The following is a 22,582-nucleotide window of genomic DNA, read 5'->3' as shown; positions in this document are numbered from 1 at the left end:
TTATTCAACTATGGGCGCCCTTTGCTGTTGGCCGATACTGGCAAAATTGCCAGGCTGTGGTGCGCAATACAGGCCCTCTGCGCAGCTGACTTTCGCCCCACACCCTCTAGCCCCACGTCCCCCAACCCTGGGGAACAGCACCCAAACAACACGTTTCAAACAACGACGCGCGAAGTACCGCACCCCTTGCGCTATAAACCCTGCAGCACCATTTCGCGCACTTGGCACGGCTGTTGCCGATGTCCTCCCAGACGCCCCAAGTCCATGGGCCCGTTTGCAGGAGGAATGACTCATGCACCGACCGATACCCACACCGCTGGCCGTGGCGATTTTCGCCAGCATGCTCCAGCTCCCGGCACAGGCAGCGCTGTATGCCGTCGACACCGGTCCCTATAACCCCGCCAATGGCAACTTCGCCGCCTGGTACCAGGACACGCACGGGCGAACCCTTGACCTGTGCCTGACCAAAACCGTCAGCTCACGTGTTGCTGGCGCCCCGGGGGCACCGGCGTACATGTGTACGCTGCTGCCCACGCCTGGCGTATTCGACGACACACAACCCATCGTTTTCCCCAGCAACTTCCCTGACGAAGCCTTCTGGTTCACCGCCGACGCCGCCATCGTCGATGCCGCCCGCGGCATCGACCTGAGTTACGGCACGGCCATCGAAGCGGCGTTCGCCGCTGAGGAACCCGTCGAAGGCGATCAGGTCAGCTTCGCCCGGGTCCGTATCCGCGTCGATGTGCCGACCGCCGGCACCTACATCGTCACGCACCCCTACGGCGTCGACGTGTTCGACGTGCCCGCCGCCGGTGATCGGGCGATCAACATGACCCGCGATATCGGCATCGCCGGCGCCGGTGACTTCAGCGGCGCGCTCAAAGGTGACGTGGGGCCGTTCCTGCGCAGCGTCAACGGCCCCTACACCGAGGGCAGCGAGCGCTTCATCGGCGACCCGAACCTGGAAGAGCCTGTCACCGGCAGCCCGTACAACACCAACTACGTGCGTATCGAGGGCCCCGGTGGCATCGACCTGCGCACCGAGCTGTTCTCGATCTCCGGCAAGCTCTCCGACGTTGCCCGGCCAACCCCGTTGATGCCACTGCGCAGTACCTATTCGCGGCACACCGAGGACGGCGACCTGCGTGCCCAGCAGGACGTCTTCGTGATGGCCCCGCCGCCTCCGGCCACCGTCACCCTGACCAGCCAGACGCCAAACCTGAGCCTGACCGAAGCCAACAGTACCGGCGCCTGGTATGCCCAGTCAGTCCTCAACCCGCTGTTGCCGGCCTCGTTGACATTGACCGCTGACAACAGTGTGGCGATCCCCACCAGCAGCCTGGCCACCGTCAACCTGCCGTTGACCGACCTGGTGACCATCACCCGTGCCGAATTCAGCCTGGCCAGCGGCCAGTTGACCCTGGTGGCAAGCACCAGTGACGAGACCAGCCCACCGGTCCTCACCGCCCACACCGGCAACGGTGCGCTGATCGGCGACCTCGCTGGCAGCGGTGCGGTGAAAACGTTGAGCACCTCCCTGTCGCCCATCCCGCCGGCCAAGGTGCAGGTCACCAGTGCCAATGGCGGTAGCGACAGCGAAGACGTGGTGCTGGTGCCATGAACAGACAAAGGCTCCGCCTTCAAGGAGGCAGCATGAACACTTGGCAACGCCGTGCGCTGTTGGCCGCCGGTTTCTCCCTCACTGTGACCAGCGCGGCCTGGGCCGCACTGTCGGAGGTCGATCCGGGCCCCTACACCTTTGCCACCGGTGGATACCCGATGTGGTACAAGGACACCGACAACCTGTCCCTGGAGCTGTGCCAGTCGCGCGCTACCAGCACCCGGTTCCCTGGTGCGCCGGGCGCACCGGCTTACATGTGCACCCTGCTGCCTGAGCCGGGCGTTTACGACGACGCACTGCCACTGGTATTCCCCGACAACTGGCCCCCAGAGATGTTCTGGTTCCTGGCTGAAACCTCGATCCCGCAGGTGGGCAACAGTGGTTATGAACTGGAAGTCTACGTAGCAGGCATAGAAGCCGCTTTCGCCGCAGAAAACCCGGTAGACGGTGACCAGCAAAGCTTTGCCCGCATCCGTATCCGCGCCTCGGTACCGACGACCGGCACCTATGTCATCACCCACCCTTACGGTGTAGAAACGATCAACGTGACCGCAGCCGGTCGGCGGGCGATCAACGTCACCCGCGACATCGGCATCGGCGCCCCGGGCGACTTCAGCGGAGCGCTCAACGGCAACATCGGGCCGTGGCTGCGCGGGGTCGGTGGCCCCTATACCGAAGTCAACCCGGACACGGGAGCCAGCGAAACCTTCATCGGCGATCCGAACCTCACCGAAGCGGTGACCGGTAGCCCGTTCAATACCAACTTCGTGCGCATCGAAGGGCCAGCCGGGGCCATCCAGACCAATGTGTTCACGGTGTCGGGCAAGGTGCTTGACCAGCGTGCGCAAACGCCGGTAACCCTGGAGCGCGCCACCTACTCGCGCAACGGCGCCGGCACCCGGGTCGAAGTCTTCGCCAAGGCGCCGAACGATGCTGATGTATGCATGCGCAATGGCCTGGCCCTGGTCGGGACTCCACCCTCGCCCTGCCAGTTCAGCCTGCTTGCGGATAACAACGGGCTGTTCTTCACCCAGCAGTTGAGCCAGACCGCGCCGCCGCCGGTAGTGGTGGTCACCGGCAGCACGGCTACCGGCGGCACCCGCCCTACTTCACTGTCGAGCAAGCTGACAGATGTGGTGAAAGTGGACACTGCCCGCTACGACTGGACCAACAAGCGCCTGGTGATCGAAGCACGCTCCAGCGACGAGGTGGTAGTCCCCGACCTGGTTGCCCAAGGCTACGGCCGCCTGTCCAAATCCGGCACCCTGCAGAGCCTGACCGTCAACGACCTCAGCCAGCCGCCAGCCACTGTCACCATCAAGTCCGCCCATGGCGGCAGCGATGAGGAGCCGGTGATCGTGGTCGGCAACGCACCGATCGAAGCCGAAAACCAGGCGCCGCTGGCCCAGGCCGATTCCGGCAGTACCAGCGTCGGTGTACCGCTGACCCTCAACCTGTTGCAGAACGACAGCGATCCGGACGGTGACGTACCGCTGACCATCAGCGACCTGACCCAACCGGGTACCGGCCTTGGCGGTGTTGTGCTAAACGGCACCACGTCGGTCACCTACACCCCGCCAGCCGGCGCCACACAACCCCTGGTCGCCACCTTCAGCTATCAGGCGGTGGACGCCAAGGGCCTGAAGTCCACACCGGCCACCGTGACCGTGAACGTTGCACCGAACCAGCCGCCAACCGTGGCAGCCCAGACCGTCGCGACACTGGGCGTACCCCTGAGCATCAACGTACTGGCAGGCGCCGCCGACCCGGAAGGCAACGCACCACTGGTGGTCGACAACGTCACGCAACCCGCTGCCGGCCGCGGTACGGTCAGCACCGACGGCAGCACGGTGACCTACACGCCACCGGCGACGGTCACCACAGCGTTCACCACCACCTTCACCTTCCAGGTGCGTGACTCGCTCGGTTCGCTTTCCAACCCCGGCACCATCACCGTCAACGTGTCGCCACGCCCGGCCGCAGAAACCTTTGCGGTCACCGCGGCAACGGTCACGGCGCGCTCCAATAACCGTTTCAACTGGGACATCAGCGGCACCTCGTCGGTCACCACCGGCAACACCGTCACCGTGCGCGTGACCACCACCACGGGTGAGCAGACCCTCGGCACCGTCACGGTACCGATAACCGGACGCTGGCGCCTGGCAGTGGGCAACAGCACCACGATGATCCCGACTGCCGCGCCTACGGCAACCGTAACCAGCAGCCAAGGCACCACACGCACCATCAACGTCGTTGTGCGCTAAGGCCAGGAGAACGTCATGAAACGCCTTCACCCACTGCTGCTGAGCCTGGCCCTGGCGGGTCAGGCTCAGGCCGACGACCTGATGGACAACGCCGACCTTGCCGCCGGCAGCGACCTCGGTGACCCGGTGATCATCCGCCTGTTACCGGCAGGTGCCGGCCAGGTGGCGGTGATCGAGCAGCTGGGTTCGGGCAACCGCGCCGCCCTCGACCAGAACGGCCAGGCCCTGCTGGGCCGCATCGTCCAGGCCGGGGGCGCACAGGAAGCGTACATCCTGCAAGAAGGTAGTGACCTGATGGCCAGCATCAGCCAACAGGGAAATGGCAACAGCGCGTCGATCCGCCAGAGCGGCACCAGCAACAACGCCAGCATCGAGCAGATCGGCAACGACAACAGCGCCAGCATTGTGCAAGCCGGCTCGGGCCTGAACAGTTCCGTGACCCAGGCCGGCAATGGCCAGCATGTTCAGATCACTCAATACCGATAGACCTGGAGGCACCACCATGTTCAAGCTCGCTCCCCTAAGTGCCGCTATCCTCCTGGCCGTGGCCGGCCAGGTCATGGCGGACGACAGCACCTCGACCCAGTCGCAGACCGGCAACCAGAACATCGCCGAAGTCAGCCAGACCGTCGCGCCCTTCGCCGCCGCCACCCAGAACCAGACCGGCAAGGGCCACAACCACCTGGCGGTGCAGGACACCAGCACCAGCTACATCGACCAGACCGCCAGTGGCTCGTACAACGCCGGCTACGCCGAGCAGTTGGTCGAAAATGGCAGCCAGATCACCCAGCAAGCCGAGGGCACCTACAACGACGCCTTCGCCAGCCAGTCGTTGGGTGAAAACAACCAGGCGCTGCAGATGCAACAAGGCGCCGAGAACCGCTCGACCGTGTGGCAGGATACCCAGCTGGGCAGCCAGGCCACCACCCAGCAGAGCGGCCAGCGCAACGAAGCCTTCGTCGAACAGCTGTTCGGCGGCAGCAACAACAAGAGCCTGGTGAACCAGGACGGCCAGGACAACTATGCCGCTGCCGAACACCTGACGCACAACGACGGCAATATCGAGATCTACCAGCAAGGCAAGCAGAACTGGGCCTATGGCGACCAGCGCGACGGCACCGGCGGCCTCATAGGCATCGATCAGAACGGCACGGGCAACTCGGTGGAAGTCTGGCAGGACACTCAAGTCGGCAGCCAGGCCACCGTCAACCAGAATGGCCAGCTCAACGAAGGCTACATCGACCAGAGCCTGGGCCAGGACAACACTGCCAGCCTGTATCAACAAGGCAAGTCCAACGCCAGCTGGTCCGATCAGTTCGAGACCACCAACTCGACCACCAGCATCTCCCAGACCGGCACCAGCAACCTGCACTTCACCTACCAGACCGGCGACAACCAGAGCCTGACCGTGACCACTCAAGGTACCGGTAACAAGGTCATGGCCAGCAACTGGAAAGGCGAGAAACTTGGCGGGCAGTTCGGCAGCGACCAGACCGCCGTGATCAACCAGAGAGGCACGGAAAACAGCGTCAACCTGACCCAGAACGGTACCTTGCAACTGGCCACCCTGGGCCAGAAAGGCACCAACAACTCGATGGAAACCAAGCAGGCCGACAGCAACAACGAGCTGTACTTCGAGCAGAACGGCACCGACAACATCCTGATCGCTGACCAGCGCGGCATCGACAACTATGCCACCGGCGACACCACCGGCACCGGCAACACCATCACCCTGGACCAGTCCGGCTACGCCAACCAGAGCTTCACCACCCAGCTGTACGGCAGTGGCAACAGCGCCACCATCAAGCAGGCCGATACCGCCAACGTCGCCTACGTGACCCAGGGCGGCGCCGGCAACATGGCGTTCGTCGACCAGAGCGGGGCCAACCAGGCCGCCACCATCACCCAGATGGGCAACGGCAACACGGCCACCGCCACCCAGCGCTAAGCAGCTCCCCCTTGAACCGCAGCGCTTCTCTCCCTGGCGTTGCGGTTCCTTTTTTTGTGCTCCACACGCTATCGGGGCGCCAGGTTATCGGGACGCGGATGTTTTTGACTGCCGGCTGCAACAACCTTTTATGCACTTTTCGCTGCCTGATCTAGACTTTTCGCGACAACCCCGCAAGTTCAAGCCTGCGACAATCAGACTCAGAACATTATGTACCAACTTGTTAATTAGCTTGCTAAGGGCTTAAACTGCGCACATTCCACCTGCTGAGATCCCTGGCATGAACGAAACACCGCGCGCCTCTGGCGCCACAAACATCATCCTGGTCGGCTTGGGCGTGATCATCGCCCTGCTCGGCCTCCTCCTGGCTGCCGGCGGCGTCAAGCTCGCGGGCCTTGGCGGCTCTTGGTACTTCCTGATCGGCGGCCTGGCCATGGCCATCGCCGGCGTACTCATTGCCCGACGCAAGAAAGCCGGTGCCTGGCTGTACGCTGCATTCCTGATCGGCACCGCACTGTGGGCACTGATCGACGCCGGCCTGGTGTTCTGGCCGCTGTTCTCGCGCCTGTTCATGTTCGGTGCTATCGGCATGGTGGTGGCGCTCGTCTACCCGCAGCTGGTACGTGCCAATGGCGGTAGCACTGGCCGTGGTGCCTACGGCATCGCCGGCGTGCTGGCCGTGGTGCTGGTGATCGCTGCGGGCAACATGTTCGTTGCCCATCCAAGCGTCGCGCCTACCGGCAAAGGCCCGGGCATGACCCCGGTCGAAGCCGGCAAGGAGCAGAAGGACTGGGCCCACTATGGCAATACCGAAGGTGGCAGCCGCTTCGCTGCACTGGACCAGATCAACCGCGACAACGTCGACAAGCTCAAGGTCGCCTGGACCTACCGCACAGGTGACGTCGCCGTCAGCGATGGCAACGGTGCCGAAGACCAGCTGACCCCGTTGCAGGTTGGCAACAAGGTGTTCATCTGCACCCCGCACAACAACCTGATCGCCCTCGATGCCGACACCGGCAAAGAGCTGTGGAAAAACGAGATCAACGCCCAGTCCAAAGTGTGGCAGCGTTGCCGTGGCATGGCCTACTTCGACGCTACCGCGCCAGTGGCCCAGCCAACTCAGCCAAACAGCTCGCCGGTAACCGTCGGTAGCGTACCGGCTGGCGCCAACTGCCAGCGTCGCCTGCTGACCAACACCATCGACGGCCGGCTGATCGCAGTCGACGCCGACACTGGTGAGTTCTGCCAAGGCTTCGGCAACAATGGCCAGGTCAACCTGATGGCCGGCCTGGGTGACGTACCGAACTCCTACTACCAGCTGTCGTCCGCACCGCTGATGGCCGGTACCACCGTGGTGGTAGGCGGCCGTGTCGCCGACAATGTCCAGACCGACATGCCAGGCGGCGTGATCCGTGGCTTCGACGTGTTCACCGGTGCCATGCGCTGGGCGTTCGACCCGGGCAACCCGCAAGACCGCAACGCTCCGGCCGACGGCAGCACCTATGTGCGCAGCACCCCGAACAGCTGGGCGCCGATGTCCTACGACCCGGCGATGAACACCGTGTTCCTGCCGATGGGCTCCTCGTCCACCGACATCTACGGTGTCGAGCGCAGCAAGCTGGACCACACCTACGGCGCTTCGGTGCTGGCCCTGGACGCCACCACCGGCAACGAAAAGTGGGTGTTCCAGACCGTGCACAACGACCTGTGGGACTTCGACCTGCCGATGCAGCCAAGCCTGATCGATTTCACCAAGGACGACGGCAAGTCGGTACCTGCGGTGGTGATCGGCACCAAGGCCGGGCAGATCTACGTGCTCGACCGCGCCACCGGCAAGCCGCTTACCCAGGTTGACGAAGTTCCGGTCAAGCCAAGCAACATCCCGAACGAGCCGTACTCCCCGACCCAGCCTAAATCGGTGGGCATGCCACAGATCGGCGCACAGACCCTGACCGAGTCGGACATGTGGGGCGCCACGCCATATGACCAGCTGCTGTGCCGTATCGACTTCAAGAAGATGCGCTACGACGGCCTGTACACCGCACCGGGCACCGACCTGTCGCTGAGCTTCCCCGGTTCGCTGGGTGGCATGAACTGGGGCAGCATTTCCACCGACCCGGTCCATGGTTTCATCTTCGTCAACGATATGCGCCTGGGCCTGTGGATCCAGATGATCCCGTCGCAGAACAAAGGCCAGGCCGCTGGCGGTGGTGAAGCGCTGAACACCGGCATGGGCGCCGTACCGCTCAAAGGCACCCCTTATGCGGTGAACAAGAACCGCTTCCTGTCGGTCGCCGGCATCCCTTGCCAGGCACCACCGTTCGGCACCCTGACCGCCATCGACATGAAGACCCGCCAGGTGGCTTGGCAGGTACCGGTCGGCACCGTCGAAGATACCGGCCCGCTGGGTATCCGCATGCACCTGCCGATCAAGATCGGCCTGCCAACCCTGGGCGGCACGCTGTCGACCCAAGGCGGCCTGGTGTTCATCGCCGGCACCCAGGACTTCTACCTGCGCGCTTATGACAGCAGCAACGGTAACGAGATCTGGAAAGCCCGCCTGCCAGTCGGCAGCCAGGGTGGCCCGATGACCTATGTCTCGCCCAAGACTGGCAAGCAGTACGTGGTAGTCACTGCCGGCGGCGCCCGCCAGTCGACTGACCGTGGCGACTACGTGATTTCTTACGCACTGCCGTAAACCGCGTCGCTTTCATCGCCGGCAAGCCGGCCCCCACAGGTTCGTTGAAAGACCTTGTGGGGGCCGGCTTGCTGGCGATGAGGCCCTGAAAGATCAATTCGAGACCCCGCAATGCCATCCGCTATTCGCATCACCTCCCCCCTTCTGCTGGCCCTGGCCAGCACCACCGCCCTGGCCGACGGCGACCTCATGACGCGCAGCACCATGACCGGTGACTGGGGCGGCCTGCGCCACCAGCTTGAAGAAGACGGCATCAAGGTCACTGGCGACTACAGCGGCGAGACCGCGTACAACGCCCACGGTGGCCTGCACCGCTCGGCGCGCTATTCGCAGAACCTCAAGTTCGGCGTGCAGTTCGACCTGTCGAAACTGTATGGCCTGGATAACGGCGGCAAGGTCCAACTGACCATAAACGACCGTCGCGGCAACAGCGCCTCGGAAGACCTGGTGGGCAACCGCCTGCCGATCCAGGAAAACTACGGCGGCCTGTACACCCGCCTGACCGAACTGAGCTACGAGCGCACCCTGTTCACCCCGGCACTCAACGTCAAGCTCGGCTACATGGCCATGGGCAACGACCTCGGCGGCCTGGACAGCGGCATCCTGTGCAACTTCATGAACGCCGGCTTCTGCGGTCACCCGCTGAACATGTCGGGTGGCAGCGGTTGGGCCAACTACCCCAACGCCCACCTGGGCGTGCGCGTGAAGTACGACCTGTCGCCATCTTGGCAGTTGCGCGTGGCGGCGTTCAACGTCGACCCCGAAAGCAACGGCAACTCCAGCCGCGCCTGGCACCTGGGGCCCAAGCACACCACAGGCACCGTGGTGCCGGTCGAGCTGATCTACAAGCTGCAGGGTGAATTGCCGGGTGAATACAAGCTGGGCTACTACTACGACAGCTCCGACGTCAAACGCATTGGCAGTGACGACGAAGTGTCCGGCCGTGGCGGCCATTACCTGCTGATCGACCAGGCGGTGTGGAACGATGCCGGTTTGCCGGGCCGCAGCCTGCATGCTTTCGGCCAGTACTCGGCGTCGAGCAAAGCAGCCTCGCCGTTCACCAAGTGGTATGGCGCCGGCGTGGTGCTGTACAAGCCGTTCGAAGGCCGCCCGCGTGACACCGTGGCGCTGGGTTATGGCCGCGCCGTGCCGAACCCGCGCAGCCGTGACGTGCTGGAAGATGCCGCGTTCGATGCCGGGCAGCAGTTCCCGGACATCGACAGCGCCGAGCAATTGATCGAACTGAGCTACGGCTACCAGGCGACGCCGTGGCTGAACCTGCGCCCGGATGTGCAGTACATCATCGAGCCTGGTGCCTTCTCCGGCCAGGACATCGACAATGCGCTGGTGGTGGGGCTACAGGTCAAAGCGACCTTCTGATCCCCCGGGGCCGCTGTGCGGCCCCTTTTCAATCCTGCCTGAGGTAATCCACCAGCCTCGACAGCATCGCATCACACCCCTGCAACTGCTCGACACTGACAAACTCATCCGGCTTGTGCCCCTGCTCCATGCTACCCGGGCCACACACCACGGTGGGGATGCCTGCCTGATCGAACAACCCGCCTTCGGTGCCGAACGCCACCGTACCGAATTCATCCGACCCGCTGAGCAATGCCACCAACCGCGCCGCCTCGCTGTCGGCAGGTGTGGCCAACCCAGGATATGCACTCAAAGGTGCCAGATGAATGGCACTGGCCGCGTTCACGCTGCGCATGCGCGGCAACAATTCGGCCTCGGCATAGGCCTGCAACTGATCGGCCACCGTCTGCGCTTCAAAGCCTGGCAAGGCGCGCACCTCAAAGTCGAATGCACATTCTTCGGGCACGATATTCAGCGCCCTGCCGCCCTTGATGGTGCCTGTCTGCACCGTCGAGAACGGCGGATCAAAGCGCTTGTCGTGCTGTTCGGGCAGCGCCAGCGCGTCACCAATCTCGCCCAGTTTGCCGATCAGCCTGGCGGCATATTCGATGGCATTCACACCATACGGCGCATAGGCCGAATGGCACGCCGCGCCGTGCACCTGGCAACGCATGGCCAGCTTGCCTTTGTGGCCGAGCACCGGTTTTAGCTCGGTAGGCTCGCCAATCAGGCAAAGCCGCGGTTTGTCAGGCCGCTGTTCGAGCGCGGCGAGCATCGAGCGCACACCCAGGCAACCCACTTCCTCGTCATAGGAAAACGCCAAATGCACCGGCATGCGCAGCGGCTGCGCAAGAAATGCGGGTACTGCCGCCAACACCGAGGCAATGAAACCTTTCATGTCCGCCGTACCACGGCCATACAGGCGCCCATCGCGTTCACTCAGGGCAAACGGTTCGACCGTCCAGGCCTGGCCATCCACCGGCACCACATCGGTATGCCCGGACAGCACCACACCGCCAACATCAGCGGGGCCGATGGTAGCGAACAGGTTGGCCTTGGTGCCTTCAGGGTTATGGAACAGTTCGCTGTCCACGCCCTGTCCGGCCAGATAGTCGCGGATGAAGCCGATCAGCTGCAGGTTGGAGTCGCGGCTGACCGTGGCATAGCCGATCAGCCGGGCCAACAGGGCGCGGCTGGTGAACTCACTCATCACCCGGCACCCCATAGCTCGGTGCAGTCGTCGGGTTAAGCGCGCGGGTAACGTAGTCCTGCATCTGCGGGCGGTACGCCTGCCACAGACCATCGAGCACGCCGATCGGGTTTTCATCGGCCCAGTCCACGCGCAGGTCCACCAGCGGCCAGGTCAGCTCGCCCGCGATCTTCAGCGCCGCCGAGTGCACCGGGCCTGCCTCGCCACCTGCAGCCATTGCCGCATGCATGGCCGCCAGCAGGCGATCAGCCAGGTGCCCGCCGGCCTGTTCGAAGGCTTGCACCATGGCTTCGATGACCTGTACCGAAGACAACAGGTTACCGGCCGCCGCGCATTGCTCACCGGCCACGGCGTTGTGCACACCCAACGCCTGCTTGCCGGTGAACAGCGCCACCTGGCCATTACTGTCGATCACCGTGACCTGGCGGTACTCGCTCCAGCCATTGGCGCTGAGCACCCGGTCCAGCGCTGCCGCAGGCGGCAGCTGGCCCTGCTCCAAGGCATCGAGGATCTGTGGGCCAAGCGCCGGCAAGGTGATGTTCTGGGTGGCAACGGCGCCGACGCCTGCACGTACCCAAGGGCAACGCGCCCCTACGGCGATGCTCGACGAACTGATGGCGATACCGACCTGGCCGGTTTCCTGGCAGCGTCCGATGATGGAGAAGGTCATGAAAAGGCTCCTGTTGTTCTGGGCGATTGCAGGCATTCTGGGCAGAACCTTTTAGTGAGCGAAACCACCTTTTTCCTGTGCCTTGAGCAGGAAAAAACTAAGGCCGCGCACAGCCACGCAAAACAGCCCGAAACCCCTGCCACCCTTCCTGTAGCCCTTGTGCAGCAAGGCCTTCGCCGTTTTATCGGCAAGTACTCGTTAAATACTAATTTCGCGATTTTCCGTGCATCCCTAGTCTGGCCCCAGGTAACGGCGGTCCTCCAAACCGACCTGACAAAAACCGCCTGAACAAGGGCTCGGACATGACACTGAACACAATCGAAATCGACACCCTCGTCGTCGGCGCCGGCCAGGCCGGCGTGGCCATGAGCGAACACTTGAGCAAGCTCGGCGTGCCGCACCTGGTGCTGGAGCGCAAGCGTATCGCCGAGGCCTGGCGCACTGGCCGCTGGGATTCGCTGGTCGCCAATGGCCCGGCCTGGCATGACCGCTTCCCCGGCCTTGAATTCAACCTCGACGCCGACGCCTTCGCCGGCAAGGACCAGGTTGCCGACTATTTCGAGCAATACGTACGCAAGTACAACCTGCCGGTGCGCACCGGCATCGAGGTGAAGAAGGTGGTGCGCAATGCCGACCGCCCCGGGTTCACCATCGAAACCAACGAGGGGGTGATCCGCGCCAACCGTGTGGTGGCCGCCACCGGCCCGTTCCAGCGCCCGGTCATCCCGGCCATCGCGCCCAAGGACGAGCACCTGCACCAGATCCACTCCGCCGCCTATTTCAACCCCGGGCAACTGCCTGAGGGCGCAGTGCTGGTGGTAGGTGCCGGCTCCTCCGGCGTGCAGATCGCCGAAGAGCTGATGCGCGCCGGGCGCCAGGTGTACCTGTCGGTCGGCGCCCACGATCGTCCGCCACGGGCTTATCGCAACCGCGACTTCTGCTGGTGGCTGGGCGTGCTGGGCGAATGGGATGCCGAGATCGCCAAGCCAGGCCGCGAGCACGTGACCATTGCCGTCAGCGGTGCCCGTGGCGGCCACACCGTAGACTTCCGCGCCCTCGCCCATCAGGGCATGACCCTGGTCGGCCTGACCCAATCGTTCGACAACGGTGTTGCACGCTTCCAGGACAACCTGGCCGACAACATCCGCCGCGGCGACGAAAACTACCTGGCCTTGCTGGACGCTGCCGATGCCTATGTCGAACGCAACGGCCTGGACCTGCCGCAAGAGCCCGAAGCACGCAAGCGCCTGCCGGACCCGGCTTGCGTCAGCAACCCGCTACTGGAATTGGACCTGACCGAAGCCAATGTCACCAGCATCATCTGGGCCACCGGCTACGGCGTGGACTTCAGTTGGCTGCAGGTCGACACCTTCGATGCCAATGGCAAGCCCCAGCACCAGCGCGGCGTGTCCCGCGAACCGGGTGTGTACTTCCTCGGACTGCCCTGGCTGTCGCGCCGCGGTTCCTCGTTCATCTGGGGCGTTTGGCACGACGCCAAGCACGTCGCCGGCCACATCGCCACCCAGCGCACTTACCTGGCCTACCGCGACCGCGAACAGCGTGAAGCGGATGAGCAGCAAACTACCTCGATCAGCAACGTCAGCACCCTCGGAGCCCACTGATGCCTACCCATACCCGCATCCGCATGTTCAACACCAAGGTCACCTACCCTAACCAGACCCTGGACAACGACTTGTGCCAAGCCGTGCGCGCCGGCAACACCATCTATGTGCGCGGCCAGGTCGGCACCGATTTCGAGGGCCGCCTGGTGGGCCTGGGCGACCCTCGGGCGCAGGCTGAGCAAGCGATGAAGAACGTCAAGCAACTGCTTGAGGAAGCAGGCTCCGACTTGTCGCATATCGTCAAGACCACCACCTACATCACCGACCCTCGCTTCCGTGAGCCGGTGTACAAAGAAGTGGGCAAATGGCTCAAGGGCGTGTTCCCGATTTCCACCGGGCTGGTAGTGGCGGGCCTGGCCCAGCCTGAATGGCTGATGGAAATCGATGTGATTGCGGTGGTGCCGGATCACGCTTGATTGAGTGAGGTGCTGGGGCGCGCTGCGCCCCGGTCATCTACATCCTGCCCAGTTCTTCCCGGCAAAACTCCACGAAAAGCTGCGCCGGCTTGGTCAACTGCACCCGCTTCAAACGCGCCGCAGCCAACCCCGACAACGCCACCGGCTCGGCAATGTCCACCGTCACCAGCTTCTGCCCGTCATACGTGCATTCTGAATGCGGCCGGGTCACCAGCAGTGAAAAGCCGAACCCCTGCCCCACCATCCCGCGCACCATCTCGATCGACGGCGAACTGAAGACAATGTTCGGCGTAAGATCCATCTCGTTGAACAGGCTGACAAAGTAGGTACGGCTCGGCGCCACATCCAGAAGGATCATCGGCTCCGGGCACAAGTCACGCAGTGACACCTGCGACTGGCCGGCAAAGCGGTGCTTTTCAGGAAGCAATACGTAGGGCTTTTGAGGAGGCATCAGCGGCTCAGCCTCGATGGTGCCATCCAGGTCATGATCGTAGAGAAACGCCAGGTCGAACGTACCCGCCGTCAGGCCCTGGATCAGCTCCTGCTGCTCGCCGTCGCGCAAGCGGATGTCTACGCCCGGGTAGCGTTCGCGAAAACCGGCAATCAGGCGTGGCAGGTACAACGGGGCCACGGTTTCGAAGCAGCCAATATCGATCTGGCCGGCCACGGTATCGTTGTCGGCCAGCGCGTTCTGCTCGAACTCGTGGGCCATCTGCAGCAACGATTTGGTCTTGGCGTAGAAGCGTTTGCCGCTGGGGGTGAGCGAAACACCTTGGGCATGGTGGCGGATGAACAACTGCACGCCAAAGCTCTCTTCCAGGCTCTTGATCGCTGTGGAAATGGACGGCTGCGCGATGTACAACTGGCGCGATGCCTCAGCGACGCTGCCGGCCTCGACGGTGGTGACGAAGTATTTGAGTTGTCGCAAGGTATAGGAAGCCACAGGCACCTCTCTGGCGCCGGTTGGGGCGCCCTTTTGAATTATCCTGCCACTTTACCGTGCCGTTGCAGTGGCGGGCGGCGCGGTGATGAAGGATTTGCCTATGGCTTGAACATATTCTTGCTTTGCCACGCCCGGCTGCAAAACGTCTTTACTGGAAGGTAAACAGCCGCAGGAACGGTGTGAGCCTATGAAAATCGTTGTCACCAGCATCCTCGTCGACGACCAGGCCAAGGCCTTGGCTTTCTACCACTACGTACTGGGTTTCGAGCCCAAGGACGACATCCCCATGGGCCAGTACCGCTGGCTGACCCTCACTTCTCCCAACGAGCCCAACGGCGTTCAGCTGGTACTGGAGCCCGATGCCCACCCAGCGGCCAAGACCTACAAGGCAGCGCTTCGCCAGGACGGTATCCCGGCGACGTCGTTCGGCGTGCGCGACATTCAGGCCGAGTACACGCGCTTGTGCAAGGCCGGGGTCAGGTTCACCAAACAACCCACCGACCTGGGCCCGGTCACCGTCGCGGTGTTCGACGATACCTGCGGCAACCTGATCCAGATCGCTCAGAAACATTGACCCTGGCCCATGGCAGGCCAGGCTGCCATTGGCTAAAGTTGCCGCTATTCCCGGTGCGCTAAAACAAGGAAAAACAATGCGCCACGAATTCAGCGAAGTGCTCAACGACCTGATCGATTACTTTCTGGTCGGGGACATTCAGTTGCTCGACCGCTTCAAGCACGACAATGACTTGCCCGATGACCTGGCCAGCGAATTCACCCACACCGACAGCGGCGACAGGGCCGTGCGCGAAGGCATCGTCATACCCTTGGCCGGCATCGACAACCTGCCCTACCACATCATTTTCACCCTCGAAGGTGACACTCCCGCCTTGCTCGAGCCCGGCAGCCGCCTGAAACACCGACGCGACGGTTATGTGCTACGGGTCGAGAACCGTGCGGTGATGGTGTACACCTGGCGCATCCTCCAGCATTTCACCAACAAGACCCTCGGTGACCTGCTCGCCCGCTACCAAGTGCCGGGGCGGCCGATCATCGAGCTGGATAACGGCTGGTATGACGTCGAAGTACTGGGCGGCGCGGTCGTGCGTGAGGGGCTGTACGAGCCAGCGTTCGAATTCGTGTTGACCAAGCGCTCAAGCCGCTGTGAGGCCAAGGACGTGGATATCGGGTATGCCTTTACCCTGCGTGGTTACTTCGACTGATTGCTCTCAAGCTTGCAGCGCAGGTAAGCAGGGCGAAAGTGACAGCAAAATATTCCAGGCAGAATCGGCTGGTACGGGACAGCCAGGTTGTCAGCATCGGCGGATATCATTTCCTCACAGCCCGGTCATGCGCCCTGCTGCATTGGCACTGGCCCTTTGAGCTCGACCTGGTTGCCATCGGGGTCATAGCAGTATAGCGACAGCCCCTCGCCCTCGGCGCCATAGCGCACCTGGGCAGGCTCCACCGCCACGCCGGCCGCTTGCAGGTAGGCGGTCAGCGCTTGTTCATCGAACGGTTCTATACGCAGACAGAAGTGGTGAAGGTTACGCCCTTGAGCCCCGGGTGCAGCACCACCGGGGCGCCCAAGCGGGCCATCGAGGGTAACCAGGTCGATCATGGCCGTACCGGTTGCCAAATGGACCATCCCCAGGTCCTCGCGCTCCCTGCTGACCGTGCAGCCCAGCAGGTCACGGTAGAAGGCCACGCTGCGCTGCAGGTCGCTGACGCGCAGCACCAGGTGGTCGATGTGCTTGATGGCGAAGGGTCTCATGCCGGCGCTCCTTGAGGCGATTGCACAGAGGTCCCGGCCACCATAGCCCAGCAGCGCATCCCCCCGCTACTCGTTCACCAGGCGCTGCAGCAGGCCGGCATCATGGCGGGCCAGGGTGCGCAGTATCTGCTCGACCACTGTTCGGTCCGGCGCTTCCAAGTGGAAGTGATGCCCACCGGGGTGCCATGACACCCTGGCATGGCTGGGCAGTGCAGCCTCGCGCTGCGCGAAGGCACCGCCAACAAACGCCCCCTGCCTGCCCAGCATGAGGTAAAGCGGGCAGCGGATTTCCCGGAGAAGGTCACACGCCTCGCGCTCGGTCAGTGGCATCGGCTCGGGCAACACCAGCCGTGGGTCATGGCGCCAGCAGTAGCCGTGCGCCAACTGCAGCAGGTCACGCATAGCCAGCAACCGTGCGGCGTCGTCGGCAAGTTCGCCGTCGAGACGCTTGCGTCGCTGCTCCAGGGCAGTTTCCAGATCGTCGAAGCGGCTCCCGGCAACGTCGGCAAAGCCGTGCAACTGGCTGCGTTGCACCATACGCTTGAGCCGATAGGCACGGGCCAGGTGCTGCACGCGATCATCCTCGGCAACCGTGAACGGCGCTCCCATGCCGTCGAGGAAGGTCATACTGGCGATGCCGCTGGTCATGGCAGCCAGCAGCGAGGCAATGCCGGTGCCCATGCCATGGGCTAGCACATGAAACCGCACCAGCCCAAGGCTTTCGACCACCGCCAGCATGTCCTCGGCATGCTCCCACAGGTAGTAGCCGCTGTCGTGGCGCCGGTGATCGGAGCGACCGTGACCGACCAGGTCAGGGGCGACCACGAAGCAACCATCGAGCAACGGGCCCAGCCGCTCGAACGAGGCGGCATTGTCCAGCCAGCCGTGCAACGCCAGCACCGGTATACCGTCTTCGGCTCCCCACGTGCGTACCGCTATTTCAATACCGTCGAGGTCAAGCAGATGATCCTTGGGACTGCATAGCGAACGCATCGCACTCTCCTTCGCTGAACACTGGCGCCATGCCTTTACCCCACCATCTCGCAGCGTGGCCTGCCCTGCTGGCCTCTTACCGACCCATGCATGCACGAGACCGACCCTTGCGGGCAACTATCTACCGCACGCCCGCTTCGCCAGCGGTGTCGACTACCGCCTCCACTCATACGAGGCTCATCCCATGCACAATGCGATTGCCCTGCACCAAGACCTGATCACTCAAGCCCTGCCCGAATGGGCCCGCACCCTGCATCCCACGCATGCCAGAGGCATCGTGCAACGCGCACGCGCGCCCTACGTGGATGAAGATGGCGCGCCTTACAGCTGGTATGCGACCGCGCAGCCAGAGCATCGTGAGCAGTTGCGCATGCTCATCGGGCGACGTGACAGCTGCGTTACCCAACTGAGCAACGCACTTGTGGGTTTCAAGGACATCACCACGTTCTGCAGCCCTTTGCTGAGCAGCCGGCTGGGTCTGAAAGTGGCCGTGGACAAGGCCCAGTACAACTTCCAGCCTTTCGAGACGGTCATCAACTACGGGCCGGGCACCGGCAGCCTGGAAGTACCGCTGGGTGCGCACCTGCAGGAAGAGACCTTTGTGACCCGCCCCGTAGGCCCTCGTCAGTCGCGCAGCTTGCTTGAAGCCGCCCTGCACAACTTCGAAGGCATCGAACAAGTCGGGCCTTACAGCGGGCTGACCTGCGCGCCCGGCGACGACACGCCCTTGGCCGGCTTGTCCCTGGCGCAATTCGTGCGGCATTGCCGCACACTGGACCTTGGCCAGCAATATCAGGATCACCTGCAGGCCATCTATGAAGGCCCGCACAAGGCGCAAATCAGTCAGCTGTCGATGCGGGCCAGCCAAGAGGAACTGCGCGTTCAGGCGTACATCGCCTCGCTCAAGGGCCTGCTGAGCGCAAAAGGCCTCGCCGCGATCAACGACCTGTGCAATGACGTACCTCAGCCCGCCTACGACGGCCATCGCCTGCATAGCTGGCGTTTGAGCCTGTTCGACATCCCGTTGCACGAGATGCTGTTCATCGGCGCCGATATACCGGATGCAATCACCCCCTGCATCGTCCACCTCCCGGGCGACGAAGAACACCCTGTGCGCGAATACCCCTCCCGTCTGGCTGCTGCCAAGCATTTCCGACAGCGGCTGCTGCACAGCACGTTCCGCGAAACCGTTATCGGGCTTGCCTATAAACGCGACCAGCCCATGCTGGCGGGCAAGCTACGGGACGCACTGTTCGAGATCGATGAGCAAGGCAGGCAACGGCCATGCAAGTCGCCGAGCTTTCACGTCTTGCCATCGCAAACAAGAACCGAGTTTTGGCCAACCCTTTACCTCGCCCACCTTGCCCGCCTCAAGGCCGACGCCAGGGTCCTGGCTGTCCCCACAGCCGATGTCGACGCCGAGGTTCATCAGAGGCACCTGCGGTACTGGCTAGATATGGGCATGAACGTGCTGAACATCGCCGCCTTCTTCGTGCCCGGCCTGAACGCGGTAATGACCGGCGTTTTCGCTTATCAACTGATGGATTCGGTGTTTACCGGCTTTGAGGCCTGGGAAGAAAGTGACACTGCACAAGCACTGGCCCAGGTTGAATCGTTGGTAATCAATGCTGCCGCGATCGCCGGTTTTGCCGGCGCAGCCAAGGTCATCAAAGCGTCAGGTTTCGTCGATGCCATGCAAGCGGTATGGCATGAAGACCGCCTGCAACTGTGGCATCCGGACATGGGCCCCTATGCCAGTCCGGTCACCCTGCCAACAGAAGGCCAGCCCGATGCACTTGGGCACTACGAGCTCGAGGGCAAACGCTACCTCATGCTGGAAGGCACGCCCTATGAAACGTTCCAGGATCCTGACCAGCAATGGCGCATCCGCCATCCCAGCGCCCCAGCAGCCTACGCGCCCCTGTTACATCATCAGGGTGACGGGCGCTGGCAACTGGCCCATGAGCAGCCTTTGCAATGGGACGATACGCAGTTGCTGCAGCGGCTTGGCCACTCAAGCCTGGGGCTCGACAGCAGCGAGCTGATCACGGCGATGCGCAGTACGGGTACAGACGCCAGTGTGCTGCGCCGCATGCATGCCAAAGGGCTGCGCCCGCCGGCTCTGCTGGAGGACATGCTGCTGCGCATACGCCTGGACAACGAGGTGCAGAACCTGATCCACCGTGTGCGGCACGGCCTCTCAATGGCTGCCTACAAGAACTATGCGCTGCCGGAACTGGTGCGCCTGCCAGGTTGGCCGCAGGATCACGTGCTCAAGGTATTCATCGGCCCCGAACCGTGGGGCGATGCGGTGCGGTATGGGGCGCTCGACACACCAGGCCAGATTGAAATCAGCATGACCCGCTCGGATCTGGAGAATGGTCAACTGGGCCATGCAGTCGTAACGCAGCTGGACGAGCGACACGTGCGAGCCATGCTCGGCGACCTGCCTTCCGACCTGTGGGCATCGGCCCTGAACACCAGGCTGGGTGAACAGCTGCAGAGCCAGCGCGAGGCGATATACCACAGTATGCTGCGCAACCATGCCCAGCCTGCAAGTGACGCGACACAGCCATTGCGCAGGCAGTTCCCCGGTGTACCACCTGGTGCCTTGGAAGAGGTCATCCAGGCGGCCAGCCATACCGAACGCGCACGCCTGGCAACTGGACGTGTGCCGTTACGGATAGCCGAAGAAGCGCGCCAGTTGCAAGCCCGCACACGGCTGGACCGCGCCATCATGGGCCTTTACCGCCCGCATTTGGCCAATAGCGACAGCCAGCAATTGACCGAAGGCCTGCTGGGCCAGCATCCGCAGGCAAGCGCCGCGCAACTGTTTGAGGTTGCGCTCGCCGACCGCGAAAACTGCGCCGCGCTGATTGGCCAGCAGCCCATCAAACCTGGCTACCGTTCACCTTTGCGCCTTGCCGCCGGCCGTATCGGCTACCCGCTCAGTGGCCGCGGTACCGGGCGCGCGACGCAGCGCCTGCGCGCGCTCTACCCAGAGCTCGACCACAGAGAACTCGGCACGTTGCAATCCGAACTGGCACAGGCGGGCAACCTGGGTATTCAGATCAGCCGACTGGAAGCCGAGCAACGCACCTTGCGCCAGGACCTGCACAGGTGGGTTGGCGGCGCGAATGAGCTGGACGAGCGGTTCGATCGCTCACACTTTGCCGAGCGGATGCTGGCCGCCTGGGGCCGCGAAGGTGGCGCTGCCCGCGAGACGCTGACGCTGGACCGCATGCAGTTACGAACGCTGCCAACGCTCACGGCACGCTTGCCACATGTTCGCACCCTTACACTGGAAGGGCTCAGGCTCGAGCGCCTGGAAGGGGATTTTCTGTCATGCTTTCCTGGCCTGCGCACACTCGAGGTGGCCGGCAACCCGGACATGGACGCCGAGGCCTTGTTCCAGGCACTGAAATCGGCACCTGGACTACAAACGCTCAAGCTGAACGGCAATGCTTTGCCGGCCCTCTCGCCCCTGGCTCATGAGGCCCTGGCGGCCATGCCCGGCCTGCGCAACCTCAACCTGCGCAGAAACCGGCTGCAGCTGGACGCTGCCAGCCTCGTCTTGCTGGCTGGCTTACGGCTGGATGTACTGAACCTGGGCAGCAATGCCATTACCCTCGACCAAACCCTGGCCTCGGCCTTCCAGGCCATGATCCATCCCCAGGAACTGCTGCTGGATTTCAACACACTGGGCCATGCTCCCGACGTCAGCTATATGGGCCGCCTGCGCACCCTGAACCTGAACAACTGCGACCTGCGGCAATGGCCAGAGGGGTTGACGCGGCTGATGAGCCAACATCAGTACCAACTGCGTCACCTGGACTTGTCATTCAACCGCATTCGCACCCTGCCCAATCTCGCGGACATCCTGCGCACCCCGTTCGCCCGGGACGTCGCTGCGCGAGCACCCGAGCGGCGCTGGCACCTCAATTACAACACGCTTGAAGCGCAAACCCGTGCGCAACTGCGCGCCAGCGGCGTCCAGGTCTTTGAACACGCACCCGATATGCCTGAATGGCAGACACTGTGGCGCAGTACCGCCTCCACCCACCAGGACCAGCTTTGGACCGATCTGTTCGACCAGGGGGAAAACGGTGAATTGCTGGGGATTCTCGAACGCCTGGTACAGTCAGCCGAGGCGCGGCATGAGCCAGACAGCCTGAGCCGCCGAGTCTGGGCCCTGCTGGAGAAAGCCGGCCGGGACACGGCACTGCGCGAAAGGCTTGCCGACGTGGCGCATGCGTATCCGCCAACCTGCGGTGACGCAGGTGCCGACGCCTTCAGCGCACTGGAGATCGAAGTGCTGGCGCACGAAGCCGCAGGCCATACCGGCGAGCAGGCCAAGACCCTGCTCGCGCTATACCGCAAGCTCTATCGCCGGGACATCGTCAACGAACTGGCCGACCGCATCAGCCTGAGAAGGACATTGCGCAAGCAGGCGCTGCAAGAGGGTATGTTCGATGCGGATCTGCCACAGTACGACTCACTGGATGATCCGGCCGCGTTTCCTGACGTCGAACTGGAAACCGGGCTGGTCGACGATATCGAAGTCCGCCTTGCCTTGCGTCAGTCCCTTGCAACCCGGCTGGACTTCCCTGAACCCAGCCGCGGCATGCTCTACCGGGACACGGCCAGGATCAACAGCACCATCATCGAGAAGGTACACAGCGCAGTGCTTGCCCAGGATGCCAGAACCGATACTCGGCAGGCTTGGATACTTGGGCAGGCCGGCTGGGTGCACTACCTCAAGCGTCACAATGCCGAAGCATTCAGCCTGCTCACCGATTTCTGGCGAGTGGGCCATGACTACCTGTTCCATTGCCTGGACGGCAGCCATGAACCGGTAGCCCGCCTGGACAGCTCGGTACTTGAAGCCCTGTTGCCTGTGCTGCCGCAGAACCCGCTGGACGAAAACGGACTGCTGCGGCGTGTGCCGCTCAATGACGGCCAGTTCGACCACGCCATGCGCGCCTTGAACGAGGAGCAGCAAAAGGTCGAGCACGGCCTGCTGCTCAGCCTCACCCGGCAGGCCGAAACCCTCGCTGGCTAAGCCGC

17 protein-coding genes are annotated in these 22,582 nt (G+C 63.3%); 12 read left to right on the top strand and 5 right to left on the bottom strand.

The window, feature by feature from the left end; genetic code table 11:
- The first annotated feature begins 292 nt into the window (after positions 1 to 292).
- The 6 genes from ACMGGN_RS07685 to ACMGGN_RS07660 all read left to right on the top strand — a co-directional run bounded on the left by ACMGGN_RS07685 (position 293) and on the right by ACMGGN_RS07660 (position 9,911).
- A complete protein-coding gene (locus ACMGGN_RS07685; protein ID WP_115274593.1) occupies positions 293 to 1,621 on the top strand; it encodes a hypothetical protein in 1,329 nt (442 codons plus the stop codon).
- Between the two features lie 32 nt (positions 1,622 to 1,653).
- Positions 1,654 to 3,885: an Ig-like domain-containing protein gene (locus ACMGGN_RS07680; RefSeq protein WP_174141905.1), complete on the top strand. Its 2,232-nt coding sequence runs from the start codon at positions 1,654 to 1,656 to the stop codon at positions 3,883 to 3,885.
- Between the two features lie 15 nt (positions 3,886 to 3,900).
- Positions 3,901 to 4,371 (top strand): curlin, encoded by a 471-nt coding sequence (locus tag ACMGGN_RS07675; RefSeq protein ID WP_046785966.1) that lies wholly within the window; start codon positions 3,901 to 3,903, stop codon positions 4,369 to 4,371.
- A gap of 16 nt (positions 4,372 to 4,387) precedes the next feature.
- Positions 4,388 to 5,833 (top strand): curlin, encoded by a 1,446-nt coding sequence (locus ACMGGN_RS07670; RefSeq protein ID WP_046785965.1) that lies wholly within the window; start codon positions 4,388 to 4,390, stop codon positions 5,831 to 5,833.
- Positions 5,834 to 6,113: 280 nt separating this feature from the next.
- Entirely contained in the window at positions 6,114 to 8,531 is a 2,418-nt protein-coding gene (locus tag ACMGGN_RS07665; RefSeq protein ID WP_046785964.1) for a glucose/quinate/shikimate family membrane-bound PQQ-dependent dehydrogenase, read from the top strand.
- Between the two features lie 111 nt (positions 8,532 to 8,642).
- Positions 8,643 to 9,911 carry a carbohydrate porin gene (locus ACMGGN_RS07660; protein WP_046785963.1) on the top strand — a complete coding sequence of 423 codons (1,269 nt, stop codon included), beginning with the start codon at positions 8,643 to 8,645 and terminating at the stop codon, positions 9,909 to 9,911.
- A gap of 28 nt (positions 9,912 to 9,939) precedes the next feature.
- Here the strand turns inward: ACMGGN_RS07660 and argE are convergent, their stop codons facing one another.
- The gene (gene argE, locus ACMGGN_RS07655; protein WP_281869427.1) at positions 9,940 to 11,100 is read right to left on the bottom strand and encodes an acetylornithine deacetylase; all 1,161 of its coding nucleotides are present in this window, start codon (positions 11,098 to 11,100) and stop codon (positions 9,940 to 9,942) included.
- Positions 11,093 to 11,770: a DUF1028 domain-containing protein gene (locus ACMGGN_RS07650; protein ID WP_012314808.1), complete on the bottom strand. Its 678-nt coding sequence runs from the start codon at positions 11,768 to 11,770 to the stop codon at positions 11,093 to 11,095. Before ACMGGN_RS07650 ends, argE begins: the two co-directional genes overlap by 8 nt.
- A 54-nt stretch (positions 11,771 to 11,824) precedes the next feature.
- Between ACMGGN_RS07650 and ACMGGN_RS07645 the strand changes: the two genes are divergently transcribed.
- Genes ACMGGN_RS07645 through ACMGGN_RS07635 form a run of 3 tightly spaced genes read left to right on the top strand, consistent with a single transcriptional unit; the run spans position 11,825 to position 13,808 of the window.
- Positions 11,825 to 12,058 carry a hypothetical protein gene (locus ACMGGN_RS07645; RefSeq protein ID WP_144415454.1) on the top strand — a complete coding sequence of 78 codons (234 nt, stop codon included), beginning with the start codon at positions 11,825 to 11,827 and terminating at the stop codon, positions 12,056 to 12,058.
- A 14-nt stretch (positions 12,059 to 12,072) separates the two neighbouring features.
- Positions 12,073 to 13,392 carry a flavin-containing monooxygenase gene (locus ACMGGN_RS07640; protein WP_115274588.1) on the top strand — a complete coding sequence of 440 codons (1,320 nt, stop codon included), beginning with the start codon at positions 12,073 to 12,075 and terminating at the stop codon, positions 13,390 to 13,392.
- Positions 13,392 to 13,808, top strand: coding sequence for a RidA family protein (locus tag ACMGGN_RS07635; protein ID WP_012314810.1), 417 nt, complete (start codon positions 13,392 to 13,394; stop codon positions 13,806 to 13,808). Before ACMGGN_RS07640 ends, ACMGGN_RS07635 begins: the two co-directional genes overlap by 1 nt.
- A 37-nt stretch (positions 13,809 to 13,845) precedes the next feature.
- On the opposite strand, the gene ACMGGN_RS07630 is transcribed toward ACMGGN_RS07635, so the two are convergent.
- Positions 13,846 to 14,751 (bottom strand): LysR family transcriptional regulator, encoded by a 906-nt coding sequence (locus tag ACMGGN_RS07630; RefSeq protein ID WP_115275528.1) that lies wholly within the window; start codon positions 14,749 to 14,751, stop codon positions 13,846 to 13,848.
- 187 nt (positions 14,752 to 14,938) lie between these two features.
- Here ACMGGN_RS07630 and ACMGGN_RS07625 point away from each other — a divergent pair, with 187 nt between their 5' ends.
- Positions 14,939 to 15,325, top strand: a complete 387-nt coding sequence (locus ACMGGN_RS07625) for a VOC family protein (RefSeq protein ID WP_046785960.1) — start codon at positions 14,939 to 14,941, stop codon at positions 15,323 to 15,325.
- 76 nt (positions 15,326 to 15,401) lie between these two features.
- Positions 15,402 to 15,971 (top strand): hypothetical protein, encoded by a 570-nt coding sequence (locus ACMGGN_RS07620; RefSeq protein ID WP_115274587.1) that lies wholly within the window; start codon positions 15,402 to 15,404, stop codon positions 15,969 to 15,971.
- Positions 15,972 to 16,096: 125 nt separating this feature from the next.
- On the opposite strand, the gene ACMGGN_RS07615 is transcribed toward ACMGGN_RS07620, so the two are convergent.
- Positions 16,097 to 16,522 (bottom strand): VOC family protein, encoded by a 426-nt coding sequence (locus ACMGGN_RS07615; RefSeq protein WP_046785958.1) that lies wholly within the window; start codon positions 16,520 to 16,522, stop codon positions 16,097 to 16,099.
- 66 nt (positions 16,523 to 16,588) lie between these two features.
- Positions 16,589 to 17,515 (bottom strand): alpha/beta fold hydrolase, encoded by a 927-nt coding sequence (locus ACMGGN_RS07610; RefSeq protein ID WP_115274586.1) that lies wholly within the window; start codon positions 17,513 to 17,515, stop codon positions 16,589 to 16,591.
- Positions 17,516 to 17,699: 184 nt separating this feature from the next.
- Here ACMGGN_RS07610 and ACMGGN_RS07605 point away from each other — a divergent pair, with 184 nt between their 5' ends.
- The gene (locus tag ACMGGN_RS07605; protein WP_414156634.1) at positions 17,700 to 22,577 is read left to right on the top strand and encodes an NEL-type E3 ubiquitin ligase domain-containing protein; all 4,878 of its coding nucleotides are present in this window, start codon (positions 17,700 to 17,702) and stop codon (positions 22,575 to 22,577) included.
- Positions 22,578 to 22,582 lie beyond the last annotated feature (5 nt).

Origin of the sequence: Pseudomonas sp. BNK-30 (genome assembly GCF_047456185.1) — a bacterium.
GTDB lineage: Bacteria > Pseudomonadota > Gammaproteobacteria > Pseudomonadales > Pseudomonadaceae > Aquipseudomonas > Aquipseudomonas putida_E.
This window is presented reverse-complemented; position numbering and strand designations above follow the sequence as displayed.